General features: G+C 70.9%; 19 protein-coding genes and 1 pseudogene. 10 read left to right on the plus strand and 10 right to left on the minus strand.

The window, feature by feature from the left end; all coding sequences use genetic code 11:
• Nucleotides 1–39 precede the first annotated feature (39 nt).
• The 5 genes from IPQ09_05330 to IPQ09_05350 form a co-directional block, all read right to left on the minus strand.
• Nucleotides 40–483 carry a hypothetical protein gene (locus IPQ09_05330; GenBank protein MBL0193643.1) on the minus strand — a complete coding sequence of 148 codons (444 nt, stop codon included), beginning with the start codon at nt 481–483 and terminating at the stop codon, nt 40–42.
• A 102-nt stretch (nt 484–585) separates the two neighbouring features.
• Nucleotides 586–2,016: a 30S ribosomal protein S12 methylthiotransferase RimO gene (gene rimO / locus IPQ09_05335; GenBank protein MBL0193644.1), complete on the minus strand. Its 1,431-nt coding sequence runs from the start codon at nt 2,014–2,016 to the stop codon at nt 586–588.
• Nucleotides 2,017–2,026: 10 nt separating this feature from the next.
• On the minus strand, nt 2,027–2,971 hold the full coding sequence (locus IPQ09_05340) for a hypothetical protein (protein ID MBL0193645.1): 945 nt from the start codon (nt 2,969–2,971) through the stop codon (nt 2,027–2,029).
• Nucleotides 2,972–2,979: 8 nt separating this feature from the next.
• Complete coding sequence (gene carA, locus IPQ09_05345; GenBank protein ID MBL0193646.1) at nt 2,980–4,152, minus strand: glutamine-hydrolyzing carbamoyl-phosphate synthase small subunit; 1,173 nt, start codon at nt 4,150–4,152, stop codon at nt 2,980–2,982.
• Nucleotides 4,153–4,182: 30 nt separating this feature from the next.
• Nucleotides 4,183–4,701: a DUF4234 domain-containing protein gene (locus tag IPQ09_05350; GenBank protein MBL0193647.1), complete on the minus strand. Its 519-nt coding sequence runs from the start codon at nt 4,699–4,701 to the stop codon at nt 4,183–4,185.
• 152 nt (nt 4,702–4,853) lie between these two features.
• Here IPQ09_05350 and dnaG point away from each other — a divergent pair, with 152 nt between their 5' ends.
• The 4 genes from dnaG (at nt 4,854) to IPQ09_05370 (ending at nt 10,565) form a co-directional block, all read left to right on the plus strand.
• Nucleotides 4,854–6,785: a DNA primase gene (gene dnaG / locus IPQ09_05355; protein ID MBL0193648.1), complete on the plus strand. Its 1,932-nt coding sequence runs from the start codon at nt 4,854–4,856 to the stop codon at nt 6,783–6,785.
• 148 nt (nt 6,786–6,933) lie between these two features.
• Nucleotides 6,934–8,688, plus strand: coding sequence for an RNA polymerase sigma factor RpoD (rpoD, locus tag IPQ09_05360; protein MBL0193649.1), 1,755 nt, complete (start codon nt 6,934–6,936; stop codon nt 8,686–8,688).
• 83 nt (nt 8,689–8,771) lie between these two features.
• Entirely contained in the window at nt 8,772–9,335 is a 564-nt protein-coding gene (locus IPQ09_05365; protein MBL0193650.1) for a hypothetical protein, read from the plus strand.
• Nucleotides 9,336–9,611: 276 nt separating this feature from the next.
• Entirely contained in the window at nt 9,612–10,565 is a 954-nt protein-coding gene (locus IPQ09_05370) for an SUMF1/EgtB/PvdO family nonheme iron enzyme (protein ID MBL0193651.1), read from the plus strand.
• Nucleotides 10,566–10,586: 21 nt separating this feature from the next.
• Here IPQ09_05370 and IPQ09_05375 read toward each other — a convergent pair whose 3' ends face one another.
• The 4 genes and pseudogenes from IPQ09_05375 to IPQ09_05390 form a co-directional block, all read right to left on the minus strand.
• Nucleotides 10,587–11,081: a hypothetical protein gene (locus tag IPQ09_05375; protein MBL0193652.1), complete on the minus strand. Its 495-nt coding sequence runs from the start codon at nt 11,079–11,081 to the stop codon at nt 10,587–10,589.
• Nucleotides 11,082–11,171: 90 nt separating this feature from the next.
• Nucleotides 11,172–12,305: a flippase-like domain-containing protein gene (locus IPQ09_05380; GenBank protein ID MBL0193653.1), complete on the minus strand. Its 1,134-nt coding sequence runs from the start codon at nt 12,303–12,305 to the stop codon at nt 11,172–11,174.
• Nucleotides 12,306–13,582 (minus strand): annotated as a pseudogene (locus tag IPQ09_05385) (nucleotide sugar dehydrogenase).
• A 154-nt stretch (nt 13,583–13,736) separates the two neighbouring features.
• A complete protein-coding gene (locus IPQ09_05390; GenBank protein MBL0193654.1) occupies nt 13,737–14,516 on the minus strand; it encodes a protein tyrosine phosphatase in 780 nt (259 codons plus the stop codon).
• Nucleotides 14,517–14,801: 285 nt separating this feature from the next.
• On the opposite strand from IPQ09_05390, the gene IPQ09_05395 reads away from it, so the two are divergent.
• From IPQ09_05395 to IPQ09_05410, 4 genes are all read left to right on the plus strand, one after another.
• Nucleotides 14,802–16,115 carry a GTPase domain-containing protein gene (locus IPQ09_05395; protein MBL0193655.1) on the plus strand — a complete coding sequence of 438 codons (1,314 nt, stop codon included), beginning with the start codon at nt 14,802–14,804 and terminating at the stop codon, nt 16,113–16,115.
• Nucleotides 16,116–16,173: 58 nt separating this feature from the next.
• Complete coding sequence (locus tag IPQ09_05400; protein ID MBL0193656.1) at nt 16,174–17,937, plus strand: serine/threonine protein kinase; 1,764 nt, start codon at nt 16,174–16,176, stop codon at nt 17,935–17,937.
• A gap of 68 nt (nt 17,938–18,005) precedes the next feature.
• Nucleotides 18,006–18,971: a hypothetical protein gene (locus tag IPQ09_05405; GenBank protein MBL0193657.1), complete on the plus strand. Its 966-nt coding sequence runs from the start codon at nt 18,006–18,008 to the stop codon at nt 18,969–18,971.
• Complete coding sequence (locus IPQ09_05410) at nt 18,968–20,473, plus strand: hypothetical protein (GenBank protein MBL0193658.1); 1,506 nt, start codon at nt 18,968–18,970, stop codon at nt 20,471–20,473. The genes IPQ09_05405 and IPQ09_05410 overlap by 4 nt, the downstream gene beginning before the upstream one ends.
• A 115-nt stretch (nt 20,474–20,588) precedes the next feature.
• Here IPQ09_05410 and IPQ09_05415 read toward each other — a convergent pair whose 3' ends face one another.
• Entirely contained in the window at nt 20,589–21,284 is a 696-nt protein-coding gene (locus IPQ09_05415) for a fumarylacetoacetate hydrolase family protein (GenBank protein MBL0193659.1), read from the minus strand.
• A 376-nt stretch (nt 21,285–21,660) separates the two neighbouring features.
• Between IPQ09_05415 and IPQ09_05420 the strand changes: the two genes are divergently transcribed.
• Complete coding sequence (locus IPQ09_05420; protein MBL0193660.1) at nt 21,661–22,146, plus strand: NUDIX hydrolase; 486 nt, start codon at nt 21,661–21,663, stop codon at nt 22,144–22,146.
• Nucleotides 22,147–22,258: 112 nt separating this feature from the next.
• A complete protein-coding gene (locus IPQ09_05425; protein MBL0193661.1) occupies nt 22,259–23,512 on the plus strand; it encodes a serine/threonine protein kinase in 1,254 nt (417 codons plus the stop codon).
• Nucleotides 23,513–23,516 lie beyond the last annotated feature (4 nt).

Below are 23,516 nucleotides of genomic sequence, written 5' to 3' on the forward strand. Positions count from 1 at the left end.
GCGCAGCGTAGCGCAGTCGGGGGTCGTGCCGCGAGATTCTCAGCGCGGAATGGTGATCGAGAGCGAGGGCGAGCGCGACGTGCCGACCTCCTGCGTGATGTCGACGCGGTCGCCGGGCCGGGCCCAGATCTCGACGCGCCAGCGCCCGCCCTCGTCGGCCTGGGTGCCCGCGACGCGCTGCTCGCGCGGCAGGTCCGGGTTCAGGTTGAAGGTGATGATGAACGCGTTCGCCTCGGCGCCGCCGGGGCCCGCCGCGAGCACGTAGCGGTTGGGCTCGGTGCCTTGCGTGATCGAAGGCAGCTCCGGGGGCGGCAAGGGGAGGGTGGGGCTCACGCAGGCCGTGGACGCGCCCGAGCCGACGATCACCCCGGCAAACGCTCCGGAGAGCGCCAGGCGGCCGGCGAGGGCCGCGGGGAGCGCCCATCCCTGCCTCGCGCGCTTGAGCCGCGCGCCGCGCGCGCCGCCGGCGTCGTCCGTCGTCATGCTCATGGCTTAGCACGGACCGTGCCCGCCGTTTCGGCGCCGAGACGGCTCGCAACCGCTGGGATCCGCCAACTCTGTTGGCGATCGGCGGGTTCCCAGTTGTCAGGCCGGGACGACCTTGAGGCTCACGCGCGGGCGGCGACGGGGGCGCGGGCTCTCCGCCTCGAGCAGCTCGCCGACGAGGTCGTAGTCGCTCGCCTGCGTGACCAGCACGCGCCGAACCTCGCCGGGGGCGCACTCTCCGCCCGACAGGAACACGTGGCCGTCGATGTCAGGCGCCTGGCCCGCGTGCCGGCCCTGCATGACGAGCTCGTGCTCTTCGCTCGGGCCCTCGACGAGGACGTCCAGCTCCCGCCCGACGAGCTCCTTCTGCGCCTTCCGCGCGATCTTCCGCTGGAACGCCATGAGGGTGCGGGCGCGCTTCTGCGCGACCTTCTCGGGCACCTTGTCGGAGAGCAGGTAGCTCTTCGCGCTCTCCTCGTCCGAGTAGCGGAACACCCCGAGCCTCTCGAAGCCGGCCCAGCCCACGAAGTCGAGCAGCTCCTGGAAGTCTTGGTCGGTCTCGCCGGGGTGGCCGACGATGAACGCCGTGCGGAAGGTGAGGCCGGGGATGGCCGTACGAAGCCGCTCGACCACACGTCGCTGCCGACCGATCCCGTGCCCGCGCTTCATGCGCCGGAGCATCGCGTCGGACGCGTGCTGCAGCGGCATGTCGACGTATTTCGCCACGCGCGGGTGGTTCGCCAGCACGTCGACGAGCGCGTCGTCGAGGGTCTCCGGATACAGGTAGAATACACGCACCCAACGGATGCCCGCGATGTCGGCGAGGTCGGCGATGAGCTTCGCCAGCGGAACGCGCTCGGCGGCGGGGAGGTCCCGGCCGTAGGCGACCGTGTCTTGCGAGATGAGGTTCAGCTCGAGCACGCCCTGCTTCGCGAGAGCGCGCGCCTCGCGGAGGATGTCCGCCGCGGGCCGCGAGCGCTGCTTCCCGCGAAACTCGGGGATGGTGCAGAACGCGCACGTGCGGTTGCAGCCCTCCGCGAGCTTCAGGTACGCGCTCGCGCGGCTCTGCGTGAGCACGCGCGGGTCCTTCGCGCGGACCACCCAGTCGGCGGGGTTGCCCACGAGCACTCGGTCGGCGTTGCCGCGGAGGACGCTCGCGAGCTTGAGCATGTCGCTCGAGCCGAGGAAGTGGTCGACCTCGGTCATCTCCGCGGCGAGCTCCGCGGGGTAGCGCTGCGACAAGCAGCCCGAGACGACCAGCCGCTTGCAGTCGCCCGAGCGCTTCAGCTCGGCCATCTCGAAGATGGTGTCGATCGACTCCTTTTTTGCCTCGCCGATGAAGCCGCAGGTGTTCACGACGATCGTGTCGGCGGCCTCCGGCTCGCCTACGAGCGTGTACCCCTCGCGCGCCGCCACCCCGAGCATGACCTCGGAGTCGACGCGGTTCTTCGGGCAGCCGAGGCTGACGAAATAGATGGTCTTCTCGCGGGAAGAGTCGGGCGCGGGCGGCGCGGGCGGCGTAGGTGGCATGCGCGGAGGCTCAGTAGCAGGTGACGTCGACGTTGTCCCGGCCGGGTGTCCCCCGCTGCGCGCCGCTCGCGTAGGTGCTGAACGTGAGGCTCCAGCGGCTCCAGTCGCTGCGCACCGCCGCAGGGCAGTTCGCAGGGAACGCGATCGAGCGCGCAGGCGTGACGTTCGAGAAGGGCGGGTAGTCGAGCTGGTCGATGACCGTCGTGCCCGCGCGCACGGTGATGCGATCCCCGTCGTTCTTCAGCACGTCGGTGCGCTCGAAGGCGTACACGGGCTCGGGCAGACCGAGCGCCCGCGCGCCGGCGAGGGAGCCAGCCACGAGGACGATCCCGAGGGGCGGGAGCTCGGTGCCGGCGGGGAGGGTCGCCGTGTCGAAAGCGGCTCCCTTCGGCGACTCGACCACGAGCCCGTCGAGCTTGAGCCAGCAGGCGCTCCGGCGGCTCGTGATCTCGACCCACTCGGCGTTGTCGCCCGAGCCCGATCGCGAGGAGAGGAGAAGCTCGGTGATCGCCAGGTCGCCCGCGCCGAGCGGCGGGCAGTAGACCTTGGGCGGCGGGCCCGCGTCGACCGAGGCGTCGGGCCGACCCGCGTCGACGGAGGCATCGGGCCGGCCGCCGTCGACCGGAGGCGGCGTGGCGTCGACCGGGGGGGGCGTGGCGTCGACCGGAGGCGGCGCGGCGTCGACCGGAGGAGGCGCGGGGCGCTCCCCGGCCTGGAAACCGTTTGGGTTCACCGAGTCGGGCTCGCTCGGCTCGAGGGGGGCTTCCTCTTCGTAGAAGTCGTCCCCCGGGTCGGCCTGGGCGCGCGACGGTCGTGGAGAAGCGGCGCTGCACGCGGACGTGACGACCAGGAGCCCCGCGAGCAGGCCGGCCGCGCGGCGCGCGAGGAGCGCGCGCCCGACCTGACCCGGCGTGTGTGGAGGCGTGTCGAGCGGCGTGGGGGGGGACACCTGCATGCGCACCCTCATGCGGTAGCAGCTCCGCCTACATGCGCAAGGCGGCGGTCTGCGGCCGCGTCGACCGCGTCGATGAACCGGTCGAAGAACCGCGTCGAGTCGTGAGGGCCGGCCGCGGCCTCGGGGTGGAACTGCACGCTCATGGCGAGCCCGTCGCGCGTCGACAGCCCCTCCACCGTCCGATCGTTGAGGTGGACGTGGGTCACCCGCACACCTTCAGGCAGCGACGCCTCGTCGACGCAGAAGCCGTGGTTCTGGGCGGTGATCTCGACCCGGCCCGTGGCCACGTCGAGCACCGGCTGGTTGACGCCTCGGTGGCCGAAGGGGAGCTTGAACGTCCGGGCGCCGAGGGCCAGCGCGAGCAGCTGGTGGCCGAGGCAGATGCCGAACACCGGGGCGCGCTCACGGGTCTTCAGGAGGTCTCGGACCACCGCGATGACGTCGACCGCGGCGGCCGGATCGCCGGGCCCGTTGGTGAGGAAGACGCCGTCGGGCGCGAGCGCGAGGGCCTCGTCGGCGGGGAAGGTCGCCGGGACCACCGTGAGCTCGCAGCCGCGCTCAACGAGGTTGCGCAGGATGTTCTTCTTGGTCCCGAAGTCGTACACGACCACGCGGCGGCTCCGACCGCCTGCGGCCTGCGGCCGCGTGCGCCACGCCCCGAGGTCCTCGGTGAACGCGTAGGGCTCGCGGGGCGTCACGTGCGGGACGAGGTTCCGCCCCACCATCGACGGCGCGGCCCGCGCGGCCTCGTGGAGCGCCTCGAGCGGGCCAGTGCCGAAGGCCGCCATCTGGCTGCCGTGGTCCCGAAGGTGGTGGGTCAGACGGCGCGTGTCCACGCCCTGGACCCCCACGACCCCGTGGCGGGCGAGCCACGCGCTCAGGGGCTCTCTCGCGCGGTAGTTCGAGGCCGTGTGGCTGAGCTTTCGCGCGATGAGGCCGCGGACCGTGGGCCGCTGGTCGCGTGACTCGGCGTCTTCGCCGTTGACCCCCACGTTGCCGATCTCCGGGCTCGTGAGGACGAGCAGCTGGCCGAAGAACGACGGGTCGGTGAGGGACTCCTCGTAGCCGGTGGGCGCGGTCGAGAACACCGCCTCCCCCGTACCTATCCCCTCCGCCCCGAACGATTCCCCGGGGAACGCGGTCCCGTCAGCGAGCACGATGTGGGCGTTCGCGTGCACCATAGGCCGCGGCATAGCACGGAACGGCGGGGCTCAACGCTCCGCCAGCTCGAAGCGGTCGGAGGTGCGCTCGCCGCGGCGAGCCCGCTCGGCGGAGCGCCGCTCGGCGAGCCTCGACAGCTCGTTCGCCTGCTCTTGGACGGCGTACACGGCCGCCAGCGCGAGCAGCCCAAACGAGAAGAGGCCACCGAGCGAGTAGAGCAGCACCTCGCGGGACCGGTCCTCGTGGGACCGCTCGAAGTACATCGACACCGCGTGGATGGTGCGGGCGCTCCTGTGGATCACGACGAAGCTCCAGAGGCCGCCGGTGACGAGCATGAGGAACAAGTCGAGCCCCGGCCGGAGGGCGGGGTTCTGGGTGGTTCGCTTCAGGTCCCGCGCCAGCAGGGCGAGCCACACGATCCCGAAGAGCCCCCCGGTGACGGCGACGAGGGCGGTCACCCGCGCGGGGCTGCGCTGCGGGAGGAGCCCTCCCACGAGGCGCACCTTGACGGGCACGCTGGCGCGCGCGCGGGCATAGAGCTCGTGGGTGGAGGAGAGAGTCGCGGCCATTCTCGGCGTCCGGTGCGGCGTCCAGCCAGACCATTCAAGCGCACGGGCTGGGCCGCGCAAACTGAAAACGATGTAACCTCCACGGGTCGCGACCGGCAAGAATCCGTCGCGCCTTGACCCCGCGTGCGCGCCTCGGTAAGCCACGTGTCCCCTTGATCTCCGCCGAGACCATCCTTGCCGTTCGCGAGAGATCAGATCTACTCGCCGTGGTGGGGGAGCACGTGCCCAGCCTGAAGCGGCGGGGGAAGTCCTACGTGGGGCTCTGCCCGTTCCACAAGGAGAAGAGCCCGAGCTTCCACGTCAACCCGGATCGCGGCTTTTACCACTGCTTTGGGTGCAAAGAGTCGGGCACCGCGATCGACTTCGTGATGAAGCTCGAGGGGGCGACCTTCCCGGAGGCGGTGCGCTCGCTCGCCGAGCGGCTCGGCCTCGAGGTCGACGAGTCGCGCGAGGCTCCCACCGAGGTCGACCGCCAGAAGCGGCACAAGGACGACCTCTACTCGGTGAGCCAGCTCGCCGCCGTGTTCTTCGAGGCACAGCTCCGCGAGCACCCCGACCGCGAGCTCGCCCTCGACGAGCTCGCGCGCCGCGGCCTGCGCCCGAGCTGGGCCGGCGGCGAGAACGACGCGGAGGCCGACCAGGCGCTCCAGGCCTTCCGACTCGGCTACGCGCCGCCCGAGTGGGACGGGCTCGCGCGCTTCCTTCGGGCGCAGGGCATCTCTCCGCTCGTGGCCGAGACCGCCGGGCTGCTCGTGCCCAAGTCGAGCGGCGCCGGCCACTACGACCGCTTCCGGCATCGGCTCATGTTCGCCGTGGTCGACCCGCAGTCGCGCGTCGTGGCCTTCAGCGGGCGCGCCCTCGCGCCACACCCCACCGACACCCGCCGCGACGATAAACCTGCAAAGTACATCAACTCGCCGGAGACCCCGATCTACACGAAGGGGGCCATGCTGTTCGGCGTCCACGCGGCGCGCCACGCCATCCGCGCGGCGGAGGAGGCGCTCGTCGTCGAGGGCAACTTCGACGTCGTCTCGCTCCACGCGCGCGGGGTCACGAACGTCGTGGCGCCGCTCGGCACGGCCTTCACGCTCGAGCAGGCGAAGCTCCTCCGTCGGTTCGCGCCCGCGGTCGTGCTGCTCTTCGACGGCGACGCTGCGGGGAAGAAGGCCGTTCGGCTCTCGCAGGCGCCGCTCCGCGAGGCGGGGCTGTCCGTGCGCGTGGCCACCCTGCCGGAGGGGGTGGACCCCGACGAGCTCGTGCGCGAGCGGGGCGCCGACGCGGTGCGCGAGCTCGTGGCGCAGGCGCGGGGCATGACCGAGCACCTCATCGAAGAGGCGCTCGACGCCTCGTTCGTCTCCGCCGACGCGTACGAGCGCGTGCGCCGCGTGGGCGAGGTGGCGCAGATCCTCCGCGACGAGCCGAACCCGCTCGTGCGCTCGATGTTCAAGTCGTACGCCGACCAGCTCGCGGGGCGGCTCGACCTGCAGCGGTCGCCCGAGGCCTTCCGCACGCTCGAGCAGACCGTCCGGCGCGCCGTCGCCGACAAGCCACCGCCGCCGCCGAGGTCCCGCCGCCCGGGCCTCCCGGAGGAGGGAGACACTGCGCCGACCCAGCAGCGGCCGGCGGACGCGCGCATCGCTCGCCGCGTGAGCGGCGCCGCAGAGCGACGAGAAATCATCGGCGCGCTCCTCGAGTACCCCGCCTTGCTCGACGACGAGGAGGTCGACGCCACGCTCCAGCAAGACCTCGTCAAGGGCCCGAGCGTCTACGTCGTCGTCGCGCTCCGCGAGGCCTGGGATCGCCGCACCGGGCGGCTCGATAGTGTTGAATTTCTTGCCCAAATCGACGAAGCGTTCCACAGCTTCGTCGCCTCCCGGCTCGCCGCCCCGTTGCACGAGACCGAGGAGGACGCAAAACGGCACTTGCTCAAGAACGCAAAACAGCTAAAGAGCCTGCTCCTTGGCGAGGAGGCTGAAAACCTCGCCCGTGAAAATTACAAGCCGGAAATCGAGTGGGAGACGCAAACCGAACTGGCGAAGGAGGCTGCTAGCCGCGTGAAGGCGCGGCAAGGCATCAAAGAGTGACGGGGGAGCGGGGCCCCGACCTTGGGCTGCGACGCGCCCTCGGGCGCTGCGCACGCGACGAGCGACGAGCGACGGCTCGGGATGACGACCCAAAGCGGGGGGCGCGAGCGGCGCGCTCCCGCGATTCGGCTTGTGGAAGAAGGCGGCAATGGCGACGAAGAACCGGGACCGAAAAGAAGAGTCGAACCCCAAGGAGAACGGCCAGAAGAAGGGCTTCATGACCTACGACGAGGTCAACGAGTCGATGCCCGGGGACGCCTCCGACCAAATGGACGACGTGATGGGCGGCCTCGGTGACGAGGACATCGAGATCGTCGACGCGGCGACGCAGGTGAAGATCGCGCCGAAGCGGATCGTGGAAGAGGAGGCGGCCGAGAAGAAGAACGTCCCCCGGGACGGCCGCGAGAAGGAAGACGACGAGAGCTACTACTCGAAGTCGAACGATCCCGTCCGGATGTACCTCCGCAAGATGGGCAGCGTGTCGCTGCTCACGCGCGAGGGCGAGGTCGAGATCGCCAAGCGCATCGAGCAGGGCGAGCACCGCATCCTCGGGGCCATCCTGAACTCGCCGGTCGCTGTGCGCGAGATCATCGATCTCGGCGACAAGCTCCGAAAGCACAAGATCCGCGTCCGCGAGATCGTCCGCGACGGCGACGACGAGGAGCGGGAGTTCGACGAGGAGGAGGCCGATCGCCGCGTGCTCCGCTCGATCGACAAGGTCAAGCAGCTCGACAAGCTCGGGCAAGAGCTCGCCGCGCAGCGCGAGACCGCCGCCGCCTCGCGTCGCAAGGGCCTCGACGCGGAGATCGTCGCGAACCACACCAAGATGGTCGAGACGCTCGAGGAGATGCGCCTCAACAAGAAGACCATCGACAAGATCGTCCTCAAGCTGCGCACGCTGATCCAGAAGGTCGAGCGCGCGGAGAGCGGCTCCACCGAGCTCGAGAAGCGCACCGGCGTCGACATGGAGCAGCTCCGCAAGGAGGCGCGCGCCGCCAAGGGCGACGTGGCCGCCGAGCGCAAGTTCAAGCGCCGCCACGCGGTGGCCCCCGAGGAGGTCCTCTCGAATCACTCCGCGGCGCTGAAGAACCTGAAGAAGGTCGAGGAAGAGCTCCAGCTCGACATCAAGGCGCTGCGCGAGACCTACTCCGAGATCCGCTCGGGCGAGCGCATGGCGGAGCGCGCGAAGGCCGAGCTCGTCGAGGCGAACCTGCGCCTCGTCGTGTCGATCGCGAAGAAGTACACGAACCGCGGCCTGCAGTTCCTCGACCTCATCCAGGAGGGCAACATCGGCCTCATGAAGGCGGTCGACAAGTTCGAGTACAAGCGCGGCTACAAGTTCAGCACGTACGCGACCTGGTGGATTCGCCAGGCGATCACCCGCGCGATCGCCGATCAGGCGCGCACGATCCGCATCCCCGTGCACATGATCGAGACGATCAACAAGCTCATCCGCACCTCGCGGTACCTCGTCCAGGAGTACGGCCGCGAGCCCACGCCCGAAGAGATCGCGGAGAAGATGGAGCTGCCGCTCGACAAGGTCCGCAAGGTCCTCAAGATCGCGAAGGAGCCCATCAGCCTGGAGACCCCGATCGGCGAGGAGGAAGACTCCCACCTCGGCGACTTCATCGAGGACAAGAGCGTGGTGTCGCCCGCCGAGGCCGTCATCAACAACAACCTCGCCGACCAGACCCGCAAGGTGCTGAAGACCCTCACTCCTCGCGAGGAGAAGGTGCTCCGCATGCGCTTCGGCATCGGCGAGAAGAGCGATCACACCCTCGAGGAGGTCGGCCAAGACTTCGAGGTCACGCGCGAGCGCATCCGCCAGATCGAGGCGAAGGCCCTCCGCAAGCTGCGTCACCCGAGCCGCTCGAAGCAGCTGAAGAGCTTCATCGAGAGCTGAGCGTTCGCGTGCGCACACCGAGCCCGCGTGCTCCGAGGGAACGACCTCGACGGCGCGCGGGCTCGCTCGCGTCTTCGGTCGCGGTGGCGCTATTTTCCCTGCTCGCGGCGGGTTGTGAGCGAGGCTGCCTCGCGCGCGCCCTGACCGATCGCGCGGGGGAGCCGCAGGCGCAGGGCGTCGACCTCGGCGGCACCGACTGCCCCGCCGGCGTCGTGCGGTGCCGCGCGGGGGAGCTCGAGCGCGCGGTGGGCGGACACCTGCCCGCAGTGTGCCGGCGCCCCGAGGGGTGCGCCTGCCCCACGGAGCGGGCCGGGGAGTGCAGCGCGCTGGGCATGGCGCCGCGCTGTCTGCTGGAGGACGCCTGGGTGGAGCTCTCGATGGGGCACGAGGCGGCGCTCTGTGTGGGCACGGCGTCGCGCGCCGTCCCCGTGGACGGTGTGGTGGGCGTGCTCGTCCCGAACGACGCGCCTGCGCGCGTCCCCACCGCCGCGTGCGACTCCGACGACGCGCGCTGCGTCGACGGGGCGCTCGTGCGGTGTCACCCCGCGCCGCGGGTGGTGGCCCGCTGCCTGCGCGGGTGCGCGGGGCCGGGCGGCGTCGATCCCGACACGAGCGACGAGGCGCTTCAGGCTCTCTGCGCGCGCTAGCCCCGGCTCGCCCGCGGTCCCCGGCGCGACCCTCGCTCGAGCGCGATCGCGGCGTCAGGGGCCGTGCAGAGCCGCGCCCTCAAAGATGTAAGAAAATGTGACCCAATGTAGGTCTCCCAAGTACGCTTCGAAGCGCGCGGAAACCCAAGCGGATCTTCGCCCGAGCGGCGGCGCCGCGCGGGCGCAGGCGTCCTCACAAGTTACATCAAAGACGTTGGCCAACATCTTGCTTTTTCGATGAAAAGGCGAGACCGCCGGAAATCGGGGAGAGAAGTCATGAAGCGCTCGAAGTTTGGGGCTTTGGTCTTCGGATTCGTTGTGGTTTCTGTCTGGGCGGGCCAGTCGCCGCCCGCGGTCGCCGAGCCGTCGGCGCCCGAGCTGTCGGGCGGGCCCGGCTGGCTCGGCATCACGGCCACGAACGGCCTCAAGCTCTCGACCACGCCGGCGCCGGTGGACGCGCTCCAGGCGAGCTGTCCGACCGGCATGGTCGAGGTCGAGGGCGATTACTGTCCGGCGCTGCAGCAGCGGTGCCTCCGCTGGCTCGACCCCGAGACCAAGCTCCGCTGCGCGGAGTTCGCGCCCACCGGCGCCTGCCAGGCGAAGACGGTGCATAAGCACTTCTGCATGGACCGCTACGAGTACCCGAACAAGGTCGGCGAGCGGCCCGTGATCGGGACCACCTGGTACGAGTCGCGCGACGCGTGCAAGGCCCAGGGCAAGCGGCTGTGTTTGGACAGCGAGTGGACGCTCGCGTGCGAGGGGCAGGAGCGGCTGCCGTATCCGTACGGCTACGCCCGCAACGCCGAGGCCTGCAACATCGACAAGCCGCACCCCGAGCCCAACGCGGCGGCCATGTTCGATCCGAAGCGGCGCGCGGCGGAGTTCGCCCGGCTCGATCAGCGCGATCCGTCGGGGGCCCGCGAGGCGTGCGTGAGCCCCTACGGCGTCTCCGACATGGCGGGCAACGTCGACGAGTGGGTCGTCAACGAGAGCGGCTACCCGTACAAGAGCGGCTCGAAGGGCGGGTACTGGGGCCCGGTGAGGACTCGCTGCCGGCCCATGACCACCGCGCACTTCGAGATGTTCTCGTTCTACCAGCTCGGCTTTCGGTGCTGTGCCGACGCGCAGACGCCGGAGCCCTCGGGCCCGAGCCCGTCGGTCGGTCTCGTGGGGCCGCGCCGGCTTGGCGTGGCGGCGAGCGGCCGCGTGGCGCTGCTGCCGGGCTCGTGACGGCGGCCGCCGGGACCGTCGTTACGGCTCGGCGTCCGGGGCGCCGGCGTCTTCGGGAGGCCGCTTCGAGCGCGGGGCGCGCGCGGGAGGCTCGCCGTACTCCGCGCGGAGCTTCCGCGCGAGGTTGTTGATGAGCACCTGCTCGTGGTGATGGGGCATTTGTGGGAGCTGCACCACCACCGTGACCGGGCCGTCTTCGGCGCCGCGAATGAGCTCGATCGAGCCGCTGGTGGCCTTCGCGCCCGACTCCGGCGACTTGTACTCGAAGAGCAGGTAGCCGGTGTTCGCGTCTTTCTCGACGACCTTGAAGCCGAGGTCGACCCGGATCATGCGGAACGCGGCGTTCCAGGTGCGGTCGTAGCCGTACGCCGACTCGTACGAGGCCTTTGCGGTGGCCTCGTGCCCGGAAAGCAGCGCCGCGACCGCGAGCCCGGCGCCGAGCGCCGAGGCGCCGGCCGGACCGAGCGGCGGGACCGAGGCGAGCGCGAGGCGCGCGCGAAGCAACCAGCGGAACATGCCTTCAGGGCTAGCCCCTCCGCGGCCATCGGCCAAGTCTTTCGTGCACCGGATCACACACCCCCACCATGACGCGACGCGTTGCGGAGCTCAGGAGGCGGGCTCGCGCTCGGGAGGGGGCGAGATGCTCTCGTGCGCGCGCGCGTCGAGCGCCTCGCGGACGGCGCCCTTGTGGGTGAAAAAGAAGAAGCCGCCGACGAGCGTGCTGAGGGCGAGCTGCGAGGCGTAGAGCAAGAACACATACGCTGCGCCTGCCCCGATCACGACGCTCTCGGGGAAATACATCGACATTCCCGCGTAGATTCCCGCCTGAAAGACGCCGAGGAGGCCGGGGGGGCCGGGGATGAGGATGGTGACCCCGAGCATGCCCATCAGGGCGCAGCTCTCGCCGAGCGTGATGGGTGAGCCGTCGGCGTGGACCACGCCGCAGCCCCACGCGAGGAGCCACATCCCGCACGCGTTGATGCCCCAATAGATGGTGGTCTCGAAGAGGAAGCCTCCGGCGTCGCGCGCGTTGCCGAAGGCGTGGAGCCCGTTGGCGAGCTTCTCGGCGATCTCCGAGAGCTTGAGGGCGAGCCGCTTCGAGACCAGGCCGAAGACCGCGAGCGTGGCGCGACGCGCGAAGTCGCGCGCGAAATAAAAGACGAACACGGTCACGAACGCCGCCGCGAACACGCCCAACATGACGAAGCCGCTGGCGCGCACTTGGGCCACGCGGATGGGCAGCCCCACGACCTGCTCGGGCAGCGGCGAGAGGTGCGGGACGGTGATGAGCGCCACCGCGAGGAGGCCGCTGAGGAACAGGCCGTCGACCACGCGCTCGGCCACGACCGAGCCCGTCGCGGACGAGAGGCTCACCTTGCCGGGCTCGCGCACCATATAGGGCCGCACGAGCTCGCCGAGGCGGAAGGGGAGCAGCAGAATCGCCGCGAAGCCGATGCACGAGATCGCGAACGCGCGGCTCTTCGTGATGGTGACGAACGAGCGCAGCAGGTAGCGCCAGCGGACGGCGCGAAACCAGGTCATCGCCAGAAAGGTGAGCGCGTACGCGGGCAGGGTCCACCAGCGCACGTTTTGGAAGGACACCCCGCGCGGGATGAGCGTGAGCCCGCCCCGCTGCAGGGTGACCAGGATGCTGACGGTGATGATCGCCGAAGCCACGAGCTTGCCGGCGTTGCGCCGCAAGATCCCGCGCTCACCGGGCGCGGCGGTGGCCTCCGACACTCACAGGCTCCAGTAGTCCAGCCCGCGGCTGACCTTCTTGGGATCGAGCGCGCTCTTTACGTCGATGAGCACGCCCCCCTCGCGCACCAACGACTCGAGCTTCGGCTGACCCATCTCGAGGTACTGCTTGTGGCTCACCGCGAAGATGAGGGCGTCGAGGTCCTTGAAGTCGTCGAGCGACGAGAGCGTGAGCCCGTACTCGTGCACGGCCTCGGGCGCGCTCGCGATGGGATCGTGGATGATCGGGGAGATGCCGAAGGTGCGCAGCTCCACGAGGATGTCGGGGACCTTGCTGTTGCGAAGGTCGTTGCAGTCTTCCTTGAACGTGAGCCCGAGGACGCCGATCTTCGCGTGCTTGACCGGCCGATCGAGGTTGATCAGCATCTTCACGGTGCGCTGCGCCACGTACGCGCTCATGTGATTGTTGATGCGCCGGCCGGCGAGGATGACCTCCGGCTGGTAGCCGAGCTCCTCGGCCTTCGTGGTGAGGTAGTAGGGGTCGACGCCGATGCAGTGGCCGCCCACGAGGCCCGGGAAGAACTTGAGGAAGTTCCACTTCGTGCCCGCCGCTGCGAGCACGTCGCCGTGCGGATGCCGATGCGATCGAAGATGAGCGCGAGCTCGTTCATCAGGGCGATGTTGAGGTCGCGCTGGGTGTTCTCGATGACCTTCGCGGCCTCGGCGACCTTGATGGAGGGGGCCCGGTGGATGCCCGCTGTGATGATCGCGCCATAGGCCGCGGCGACGCGGTCGAGCGTGGCGTCGTCCTCGCCGGACACGACCTTCACGATGCGCTCGAGCGTGTGCTCGTGGTCGCCGGGGTTGATGCGCTCGGGGGAGTAGCCGAGGGCGAAGTCGGCGCGGTCGAGCCCCGACACCTTCGCGAGGATCGGCCCGCAGATGTCCTCGGTGACGCCTGGGTACACCGTGGACTCGTAGACGATGACGGCGCCCTTGCCGATGACCTTGCCGACCGACTCGGAGGAGCGAACGACGGGAGTGAGGTCGGGGACGTTGTTCTTGTCGACCGGCGTCGGGACGGCGACGACGAAGAACGTGCATCCGCGCATGTCCTCGATGTTGCTGGTAATTTTGATCGGGTTGGACGTGAGCTCCGCCTCCGAGATTTCGTGGTTCCGGTCGTAGCCGCGCTGGAGCTCGGCGACCTTCTCCTTGTGGATGTCGAAGCCCACCGTCCCGGGGAACGCCTTCGCAAAGGCGAGCGCCACGGGGAGGCCCACGTACCCCAGCCCGATAATCGCGATCTTCTCAGCCATTCTCATCCTCCCTCAACGCGGTCCCTCGCGGTCCCTCGCGGTCCCGCACGCGCCCGTGCGTCGCCGAGCCTCGCCGAGACACGAGCGCCGACACCCTACAGGAGTCTCTGGCGCGCGTCGCGTCCCTTTGGTCGGGTGACGCACATGCGCGCTCTCAGGCGAGGGGCGCTGGGGGCGCGAGGGGCGCGCCCCGCCCGCGGAGCACCTTCGTCGGCCCGTCGATGAGCAGCCGCCGCACCTCTCTCTGGCCGGCGAGCGCGGCCAGGCGCTCGATCGCGCGCGCCGTGACCTCCGCGTCCTCGGGGCGGTGAGCGTCGGAGCATGCGGCCTCGTAGGCCCCTTCGTCGACCAGCTTCTCGGCCGCCCGCTGCGAGGCCCGTCCGTACTTCCCGACGAGCGAGCAGATGTCGAGCAGCAGGGCGGCGCCCGCGTCGATGAGCGGATCGAGGCAGGCGTCGTCGGCCCACACCGGCTTGTAGCGCTCCGGGTGCGCCAGCACCGCCGTGAGGTTCGCGCGCCGCAGGTCGAAGAGGCGCGCCTGCGCCTGGGCGGGGAACGCGTCTGGTGGGAACTCGATGAGGATCGGTCGCACGCGCAGGGCCTGCTGGCCGGAGAGCGGCGGGTAGGGGAGGGCGTCCGCCGCCCGCATGCGCTCGAACACGAGCGAGTCGAAGTAGTGCTCGCTGGCGAGGTGCACCTCCGGCAGCTCCGTCCGCGGGATGGCGTTCAGCCCCTCCAGCGTGCGCGCGTACGCCTCGCGCAGCCCGGCTGCGTCGTTTTCGAACATCCCCGGGCGCGTGTGCGGGGTGGCGTAGACCGTCGAGAACCCGGCCCCCCACAGGCCTCGCAGGATGCCGGCGCTCTCCTCAGGGGAGCGCGCGCCGTCGTCGACGTTGACGACCCAGTGCGAGTGCAGATCGATGTAGCCGCGCATGGGGCGGGAGGATAGCGCACCCCGTGAGCCGCCGTACGTCGGCGCGCGCCGTGCGAGCGGCGCGAGTGCGGCTCGCGGCCGCCCTTGAAAATTCGCACACCCGCTGCCGGACCGCATACCTTGAGGTGTCGCGAGATCCACGGTGACGATCTTCGATCACGACCGCGGATGGCTTCGACGGGGCATCGGAGCGCTCTGTCTCCACCCACGGGGCAACCCGGGTGGGCCACGCTCGTGTCCGGCATCACGTGCTCCAGACCACGCTCGCCCAACCAGGGGAACCCCATGCCCACGCTGAACCCTCATACGCGGGAGCTGTCGTTCAAGCTCGTGTTCTATGGCCCGGGGCTCGGCGGGAAGACCACCACCCTGCAGAGCATCTTCGGGGCCACCGAGCCCGAGCACCGCGGCAAGATGGTGAGCGTCGCCACCCAGCAGGATCGCACGCTCCACTTCGACTATCTCCCCGTGCGGGCGGGGCTGGTTCGCGGCGTGACGACGCGGCTCCAGCTGTATACGGTGCCCGGGCAGCTCTACTACGACGCCACGCGCCGGCTCGTGCTCTCCAACGTCGACGGGGTCGTCTTCGTCGCCGACTCGCAGCGGGGGCGCATGGACGCGAACCAGGAGGCCCTCGACGACCTCCGCGAGAACCTGGAGAAGCTCGAGCGACCGCTCGAGGGGCTGCCCCACACGTTCCACTGGAACAAGCGCGATTTGACGGAGCTCGTGCCCGTCGAAGAGCTCGAGGCCCGCTTCAACCGCTCGGCTGTCCCGTCGCGCTGCACCGTCGCGCTCACGGGGGAAGGCGTGATGGAGGGGCTCGAGACCCTAGTCGACCTCGTCGTCGCCGCGTACGACGGGCACGGTGAGGCGCGTTCGGAGCCGCGTCCTGCGTCGCAGCCGGGGGGCGTCGCAGCGCCGAGCGACGTCGCCGCTGCGCCCGCCGCGCCCGCGTCCCGAGGCGGGTCGCCCGCGCAGCGCGAGGCCTCCATCCCGCCGCGGGAGAGAGGTTCGGGGCCGGTCGTCTCCCCGCTCTCGACCTCGCTCCTCGAGTCCGATCCGGAGCTCGCGCTCGAGCCGCCCTCCGACGACGAGGGCAAGCGGGTGACGGTCGCGCCGCGGGCCTTCGCCCCCGAAGCCGGCACCGCGGTCTCCGCGCAGCTGCCCGCGCGGGTCATCGTTCGCCCAGCGGCGCCCGTGTCTTCGCTCCCCCCGGTGCCGAGCCCGCCTGGCTCCTCCGAGGCCGGGCTCACGTTCGTCCACATGTTCCCCTCGGCAGACGAGCGCGAGGTCGTCGAGCGCCTCGAGGCGCAGCTCGCCAGGGGCGACGCCCACGCGGCGTTGCTCTCGGCCGAGATCGCCCTCTCGCGCCTCCTCGCGACGGTGGGCGCGGCCTTCGGAGGCGACGGGGCGCCGAAGGAGCCCGCGCTCGCCGCCTACCTGCTGGGGCTCGACGGGCGTCGCTTCTCTGCGTTTCGAGCGGTCGTCCGGGCGACGCGACGCGGCGACGACGTGGGGCTCGCGCAGGCCTTCGAGGGCTATTTGCTCCTCCTCGAGGGGGCGAGGCTTCGCGAGGAAGGCCGAGCGGAGCGTTGAGCGAGCCGACCTGGAATCTCGTGCGCGCCAGCGAACGGGGGTGTATCCTTTGACTTCGATGATGGCGGATCCGCTGGCCATGGAGGTCGACGAGCCCGGCGAGCTTGCGCCCGGGACGCGGTTAGGTCGCTACGAGCTGCTCGTGCCGGTGGCGCGGGGCGGAATGGCGCGCGTGTGGGCCGCGCGCATGCACGGGCAGCGCGGCTTCACCAAGCTCGTCGCCATCAAGACGATCCTGCCGCACCTCGCGAGCGAGCAAGAGTTCGAGCGCATGTTTCTGGACGAGGCTCGTATCGCCTCCAACGTGCACCACCCGAACGTGTGCGAGACCTACGAGCTCGGCGAGGAGAACGGCGTCCTCTATCTCGCCATGGAGTGGGTGAGCGGCGACTCGCTGAGCCGGGTGATCCGGCCGACGCAGGGGCCTCAGACCTACCCGCTCGAGCTGCGCATCGTCGCGCGCATCCTCGCCGACGCGTGCGCGGGGCTCCACGCGGCCCATGAGCTGGTCGGCGACGACGGCACGCACCTCAGCGTGGTCCACCGCGACTTCTCTCCGCACAACATCCTCATTTCGGCCGAAGGCAACGTCAAGGTTGCGGATTTCGGCGTCGCGAAGGCGTTCGGTCAGCTCCACGAGAACACGAGCGCGGGGCAGATCAAGGGCAAGCTCGCCTACATGTCGCCGGAGCAGGTCGGAGGGATCGCCGATCGCCGAAGCGACGTCTTCTCGGCCGGGTGCGTGCTCTACGAGGCGACGCTCGGGATTGCGCCGTTCCGCGCCGACAACGATCTCCAGACGATTCAGGGGCTCCTCCAGGGGCACTACGTGCGGCCCTCGGAGCGCGCGCCGGGGTACCCGCCGGACTTCGAATGGATCGTCATGACCGCGCTCGCGGCCGAGCCGGAGCGCAGGTTCCAGACGGCCGAGCAGCTCCGGGTCGCGCTGGAGGAGTGGCTCGCGCGGACCGGGCAGGTCGTCACGCAAGCCCAGGTCGCGCAGGCAGTGCGCGCGCGCATCGGGGAGCGCATCGACCGTCGTCGCGACCGCATCCGCAGCGCGCAGGCCGCGTCGGTGGCCGACCTCCGCGACGAGGCCATGACCCCCTCTGGGCGGTCGCCGCGATCGGCGAGCGGCGTGCAGCCGGTGATCGTGCGCGACGCTCTCGAGATGTCGCGGTCGCAGCGCTTCCCGACCCAGGCGGACATGTCGGGCTCGTACTCGCAGGTCGGTCCTCAGGGCTACCCGGGCTACCCCGCGCCTGCGCCCGCCGAGGACAACAGCCGCTACAACGCGATCGGTGGTGTCGCGATCGGCGTCATCCTGGCCGTTCTGCTCGTGGGTGGGGGTTTCCTGTATTCGTCTCGCGCGTCCGCACCCGTGGCCGCACCTATCGCGACCCCGGCCGCGCCGGCCAAGGCGGTCGTCGCTGCGCCTCCGGCCGACACCGCGTCCGCGGCGGTCGTCGCGTCGGTCGCACCCCCCGCCGATCTCGAGCTGCCGGACGTCCCCTTCCTCGCGCTCGAGCTCGAGCCCGCGACGGCGCTCGTGGCGGTCGACTCGGCCGCCCCCGCGGCGATGCGCTCCATCCCGTTGCCCGCGGCGGGCAAGTCGGTCGTCCTCACGTTCAAGGCCGAGGGGTACACCGACACCGTCGCGACCGTCGACTCGAAGACGGCCACCCCGCTCAAGGTGACGCTCAAGCCGAGACCGAAGGCCGCGGCGCCGAGCGGCGGCTCTGGTGGGGGGCCGGCCGTGCCCCCGACGCCGCGCCCCGGCGCCGGGCCGAAGCCACCGGCCATTCCGGCGAGCCCTTACTGACACGCCTCGCGCGCGCATTTCTTGGTCGCTCGCGCCGCAGCCGTGACAGGATGAAGGAGGAGGTTCGGATGCGGAGAGATGTGTGTTCGCGCGCGGTCGCGTGCTTGTTGCTCGGGCTCGCCCTCGCGGGGCCGTCGATCGCCCGAGCAGAGGAGCCCGCGGAGGACACGACCGCCGAGGCGAAGGCGCGCTTTCGACAAGGCTCTGAAGCGTTCGGACAGAAGCGCTTCGTCGAGGCCGCGATGCACTTCGAGGCGGCCGCGGCGCTGCGACCGCACGCGGTGCCGCTCTTCACCGCCGCGCTCGCGTGGGACACGGCCGGGCGCCCCGAGCGTGCGGCCGACGCGTTCGCGCGCGCGCTCGAGCTGCCTGGGCTGGACGCCAAGCAAACCGCCACCGCCAAGGAGCGCGTCGAAGCGCTCGAGCGCACGCTGGGCGTCCTCGCCCTGACCGTGCCCGCGGGCTGGAAGGTTCAGCTCGACACCCTCACCGAGGTCAAGGTCACGGGGCCGGCGCGTCTCCACGCGGCGCCCGGCGCTCACGTCCTGACGCTGCAACCGCCGGGTCGCCCTATCGAGCGCCGCGACGTGTCCCTCGAGGCGGGGAAGGCCACGCCGTTGACGCTCACCGAGGCCGATCTCGCGTCGTCGAAGAAGCCCGAGGTCGCGACGACGCCGAAGGTCGAAGCCCCGCCGCCGCCGCCGCCGCCGCCGCCACCTCCGAAGCCCGCGCCCGAGCCGCTCCCGCTCCGCACCGTCGGCTTCGTCGCGGCGGGCGCGGGTGGCGCCCTCATCCTGAGCGGCATCATCCTTGGCACGCAGGCGAACGGCGCCGGCACGGCCTACAGCGCCGGCCCCACGCGCGAGGGCTACGATCACGCGTCCGGTCTCCAGACGTGGACGACGGTCTCGTTCGTGAGCGGGATCCTCCTCGCCGGCGCCGGCGTGACCCTGGTTCTCCTCCCGCTGGGGAAGTCGGAGGCGAAGGTCGCGATCTCCCCCAACTCGGTCACCTTGGGAGGCACGTTCCAATGAAGAGAAACGCGAAGGCCGTCGCGCGCCTCGGCGTCGCGGCGCTCCTCTCCTCCGCGGTCGCGGCGGCCTGTTCGCTCGGCCTCGACGAGGGGCGCATCGGTCAAGTCGACGCCGCTCCTCTCCCCACGACCACGACGACGGTGGAGCCCCCGGTCGACGGCACGGCGCCTGACGCTCCGGTCGTGAAGCCGAGCGACGCCGCGCCAGACAGTCGCCCGCCGGCGACCTGCGCGCGCAACGAAGACTGCCTGACCACGGCGACGTGTCAGAAGGGCCGCTGCGACGTCGCGGCCAAGCGCTGCATCTACGAGATTTGTCCCCAGACCGATCGATGCAAGGTCGCCGCCTGCAACGCGGCCACGGCCCGCTGCGAGGCGCCCGTCGATCGACCGTTCAGCGAGAGCTTCTCCATCATCGACCAGCCGAGCGGCGCGGGGCCCTTCAAGGGCATCGCGCTCATCGAGCCGTTCGTGTTCGTGGGAACGAGCTCGGGCGTGTACGCGTACTCGCTCCAAGAGGCAGGCGTCCCAAAGACCCCTATCCCTGTGGCCGGCGCGGCCTTCGTCCCGCAATATCTGTTCGCGTCGGGCCGGCGCCTCTACCTCGTCGGGCCGCTGCAAGGGAGCCTGCAGCGGCGGCTGGCGGTCGGGTGGCTCGACGTCCCCTCCGACCCGGCGCCGGCGGAGCTGCGCGCCGAGTCGAAGTACGTGACGTTCAACGCGCCCAGCCTCGGCTCGGTGTTCCCGTACCCCGGAGAGCGCATGCTCGTGGGGCAGCAGAGCTCGGGGTCGGCCTTTGGCATCACGGAGCCCCCGTTCGGCGCAGCGATCGCCCTCCAGACCGCGATCCTCCCTTCGGGCCAGCTCGCCGCCAGCTCTGGCGACCGAGTCGTCCTCCTTCGCGCGGTGGGGGGCACGTCGGCGCCCGTCCTCTCGCTCGTCACGGGGGCGGGGACGCCCACGCCGAACGCCGGGGCGGATCAGTCCGTCGCGGCTGGCGGCAACGCCTCGTACAACTACGCCAGCGGACACTTCGCCACGAGCCCGGGGGGCGCCGTGGCGATGTCGTGGCACATGACCAACTCGGCGTCGCCGTTCAACAACAACGCGGTGGCGGCGCGCCTCTCGTTTCTCCTCAAGGACGACAAGGACGTTTCGTTCTCGAGCTCGGATTTCATCGACTACGCGACGTTTCCCGCGCCCGGTGTGAACCCGAACATCTCCAACCTGGCTGGCCCCATCGCGTGGGCCGACGACACGACCTTGCTCGCGACCTACGCGACGCCGGGGGATACTGGCCGCACCAGCGTCGTCTTCGTGCGGCGCGGGCGCACCGACGCGGGCGTGGACGCCGGCGTGACCGCGCCGGTCGACCTGCCCTTCTCGGCGGGCAACGTGCTGAGCGTCGCCGCTGCGCCGGGGGTGGGCGCGCTGCTGGTCTCCGCGGGCGGCGGCGGGTACCAGGTCACCGTGCTCCGCGAAGGCTGCGCCGCTTCGCCCTGAGGGCGCACGGCGGCTCGCCGCGCGGGTGGGAACCGTGAGGCGCCGTCTGAGGAGACGGTGCCCGCGGGCCGTCTTGCGCGTCCGACAGTGGAGGGGTCGAAGCGCGATCGCGGGGTCAGATCGCGCGGATCACGTTGGACAGCCGGCCGAGCCCGTCGATCTCCAGGTCGACCCGGTCGCCTGGCTGGAGCCACTGGTCGTGGGTGATCTTCGAGCCGTTGAGCTCGAGAAAGCAGCCCGTCCCGCAGGTGCCGGAGCCGATCACGTCGCCGGGGTACACGTCCACGCCGTAGCTCACGCGCGTGAGGATCTCGGCGAACGTGAACGTCATGTCGCTCACGTCCCCCGTGGACACCTGCACATCGTTGACGAAGCCGCGCATGCCGAGCCGGTACACGTTGCCCTTCGCGGTCTTCGTCGTATGTGCGGAGAGCTCGTCGAGAGTGACGAGCCATGGCCCGAGCGCGGTCGCGAAGTCTTTGCCCTTCGCGGGACCGAGCGAGAGCTTCATCTCCTCCATCTGCAGGGCTCGGGCCGAGAGATCGTTCATGATGGTGAGGCCGAACACGTGCGCGTCGGCGTTCTCGGGCGTGAGGTCGCGACCCCGCTTGCCCACGACGATCGCGGCCTCGAGCTCGAAGTCGAGGCGGTCGCGCGCGAGCTCGCGGACGCCCACGTCGCCGGGCCCGACGACCGCCTGGTGGTTCGTGAAGTAGAACACGGGGAACATGTCGAACTCGGGGATCATGTCGAGGCCGCGGTTGCGGCGCGCCGTGACCACGTGCTGGCGGAACGCGTAGCCGTCGCGCATCGACGGCGGCCGGGGGATCGGCGCGACCAGCGGCCTGCCCTCGGGGGAGAGCAGGAGCTCGTGCGGCAGCTCGCCGGTGGCGTGGGCGGCCAGGAGCTCGCGCCCGGCGGCGAGGGCGACGTCACCCGCCTCGACGAAGCCGAGCACGGACGCGCCGTACCGGGCCGATACGGCGGAGGCCGTGGCCGCGCGCCCTTCGCGCGCCTCCAGCCACGCGAAGGCGAGCGGAAGGTGCACGAGCGCGTGGGCCGTCGCGGTGGCGTCGGTGTCCACCACGAGGGCGGGGATCTGGGTGTCGTTCTCGACGAAGGTTGCGAGCTTCACGCCGAGGCTTCTATCACGCCGACCCGCCGAAAACGCCGTAGAGTGCCCGGCGATGCCAAGAGGACTGTTTTCGAGGCTCCCGCGCGGGGCGCTCACGCTGGTGAAGGAGGTGGCTCGCCACGTGCTGCGCCGGCCCGTCGTGGGCGTCGTGGTCGCCGGCCGGACCTCCGACGGCCGCTGGCTGCTCATTCGACGAGCAGACACGGGCCGCTGGGCGCTCCCGGGGGGTACGGTCGAGTGGGGTGAGCCCCTCGCGGCGACCTACCCTCGCGAGCTCGAGGAGGAGGCCGGCGTCGTCGTGTCGCGCTTCGAGCGCGTCGCGGGCGTGTTCTCGCGCCCCGAGCGCGATCCCCGCTTCCACGCGATCACCGTCGTCGTCCGCTGCGAGGTCGAGCCGCCGGTCAAGGCGCCTCGAAACCCGCTCGAGATCCTCGAGGCGCGCCTGTTCGGGGAGAGCGAGCTCCCCGATCTCCGCGTGATGGGCATGGACGAGATGCTGGCGTGCGCGCGCGACGGGGCGCCGGTTCATTTCGAGTGACCGCGTTTTTTTCTGGGGCTCGCGTAGATCGAAGGGCGGGCGGGCGCGTAGACGAGGGCTCGGGCGGTCACCTCGGGCCGGCGCAGGGAAGCAGCGAGCGGGAAGAGGCCACATGGAGCGAATCGGCGAGTACCTCGTCAAGCGCCTGATCGGCGAAGGGGGCATGGGCAAGGTCTACGAGGCGGAGGAGCGCCTGTCGAAGCGCCGCGTGGCGCTGAAGGTGCTGCGCCCCGAGCTGACGAAGAGCGACGAGGGGCGGCGGCTCTTCTTGAACGAGCTCCAGATCCTCGCGCACTTGGAGCACCCGAACTTGGTGAGGAGCCTCGCGTCGGTCGAAGACGGCGACAAGCTCGTGATGGTGCTCGAGTACCTCGAGGGGCGAACGTTGCGCGACGAGCTGACGCGTCGAAGGTCGCTGCCCTGGTCGGAGGCCCTCGAGCACGTCGTCCACATCGCGGAGGCCCTCGCCGTGGCGCACGAGCAGGAGCCGGCCATCGTGCACCGCGACCTGAAGCCCGAGAACGTGATGCTCCTCTGCGAGGAGGGTCCCGACGGGGCGCCGAGCGCCGACGCGCCGGTCACCGGGCTGAAGGTCATGGATTTCGGCGTCGCGAAGGTGCTCGCCGAGGTCAACGTGACGAACACACAGAGCGTCGGCACGCTCCAGTACATGAGCCCCGAGCAGATCGACGCGGGCGCCGTCGACGCGCGGGCCGACCTCTACGCGCTCGGGCTGGTCTTCTACGAAATGCTCGCGGGCGAGGTCCCGTTCCACTCGGCGTCGCCTCGCGAGCTGCTGAACTTGCAGTGCACGGCCGAGCCGCCCGAGCTCTCCGACGAGGTCCGCCGCGGCCTGCCGAGGGGCGTGGAGAACACCCTGTTCGCGCTGCTCGAGAAGAGCCCGGAGAAGCGGCCCGCGAGCGCGCGCGAGGTGATCGACGCGCTCGAGCCGTTCCGCGCCGCGGAGAGCGAGGCGGCGTCGCGGGCCCGGCGGACTGCGGGGCCGAAGGTCACGAGCCGCACGCACGTGTCGACCGGCGGCGGGCGGAGTGAAGCCGAGGCCGACGCGGGAGAGAAGGACGCCGCGTCCGAGTCGGAGCCGGCGAGCGAGCCGCGCACTGAGTCGGCGAGAGCGGAGCGCACGCCGTCGGCGAAGAAGGTGGAGCGCCTCGACACGGTCGCCCTCGTGGAGAGAGCGGGGACGCCGCGCGACGTTCCGCTCTGGCTCGGCGTGCTCGTCATCGTCGTCCTGTCCGCCGCGGCGTCGCTCACCACGTATCGCCTCCGCGTCGCGGCGAACGCGCGCGCCGCGGCCGGAGAGTCCGCGTCGGCGACCGCGGCCTCGCAGACCGCCTCCCAGCCCTGAGGCG

Source organism: Myxococcales bacterium (genome assembly GCA_016720545.1).
Taxonomy (GTDB): domain Bacteria; phylum Myxococcota_A; class Polyangia; order Polyangiales; family Polyangiaceae; genus JAAFHV01.

Bases quoted from the DNA above. Each gene is read 5' to 3' on its own strand.
- IPQ09_05330 (MBL0193643.1), bottom strand. From the start codon at position 483: ATGACGACGGACGACGCCGGCGGCGCGCGCGGCGCGCGGCTCAAGCGC.
- rimO (MBL0193644.1), bottom strand. From the start codon at position 2,016: ATGCCACCTACGCCGCCCGCGCCGCCCGCGCCCGACTCTTCCCGCGAG.
- IPQ09_05340 (MBL0193645.1), bottom strand. From the start codon at position 2,971: ATGCAGGTGTCCCCCCCCACGCCGCTCGACACGCCTCCACACACGCCG.
- carA (MBL0193646.1), bottom strand. From the start codon at position 4,152: ATGGTGCACGCGAACGCCCACATCGTGCTCGCTGACGGGACCGCGTTC.
- IPQ09_05350 (MBL0193647.1), bottom strand. From the start codon at position 4,701: ATGGCCGCGACTCTCTCCTCCACCCACGAGCTCTATGCCCGCGCGCGC.
- rpoD (MBL0193649.1), top strand. From the start codon at position 6,934: ATGGCGACGAAGAACCGGGACCGAAAAGAAGAGTCGAACCCCAAGGAG.
- IPQ09_05370 (MBL0193651.1), top strand. From the start codon at position 9,612: ATGAAGCGCTCGAAGTTTGGGGCTTTGGTCTTCGGATTCGTTGTGGTT.
- IPQ09_05375 (MBL0193652.1), bottom strand. From the start codon at position 11,081: ATGTTCCGCTGGTTGCTTCGCGCGCGCCTCGCGCTCGCCTCGGTCCCG.
- IPQ09_05390 (MBL0193654.1), bottom strand. From the start codon at position 14,516: ATGCGCGGCTACATCGATCTGCACTCGCACTGGGTCGTCAACGTCGAC.
- IPQ09_05395 (MBL0193655.1), top strand. From the start codon at position 14,802: ATGCCCACGCTGAACCCTCATACGCGGGAGCTGTCGTTCAAGCTCGTG.
- IPQ09_05400 (MBL0193656.1), top strand. From the start codon at position 16,174: ATGATGGCGGATCCGCTGGCCATGGAGGTCGACGAGCCCGGCGAGCTT.
- IPQ09_05405 (MBL0193657.1), top strand. From the start codon at position 18,006: ATGCGGAGAGATGTGTGTTCGCGCGCGGTCGCGTGCTTGTTGCTCGGG.
- IPQ09_05410 (MBL0193658.1), top strand. From the start codon at position 18,968: ATGAAGAGAAACGCGAAGGCCGTCGCGCGCCTCGGCGTCGCGGCGCTC.
- IPQ09_05415 (MBL0193659.1), bottom strand. From the start codon at position 21,284: ATGCGCGACGGCTACGCGTTCCGCCAGCACGTGGTCACGGCGCGCCGC.
- IPQ09_05420 (MBL0193660.1), top strand. From the start codon at position 21,661: ATGCCAAGAGGACTGTTTTCGAGGCTCCCGCGCGGGGCGCTCACGCTG.
- IPQ09_05425 (MBL0193661.1), top strand. From the start codon at position 22,259: ATGGAGCGAATCGGCGAGTACCTCGTCAAGCGCCTGATCGGCGAAGGG.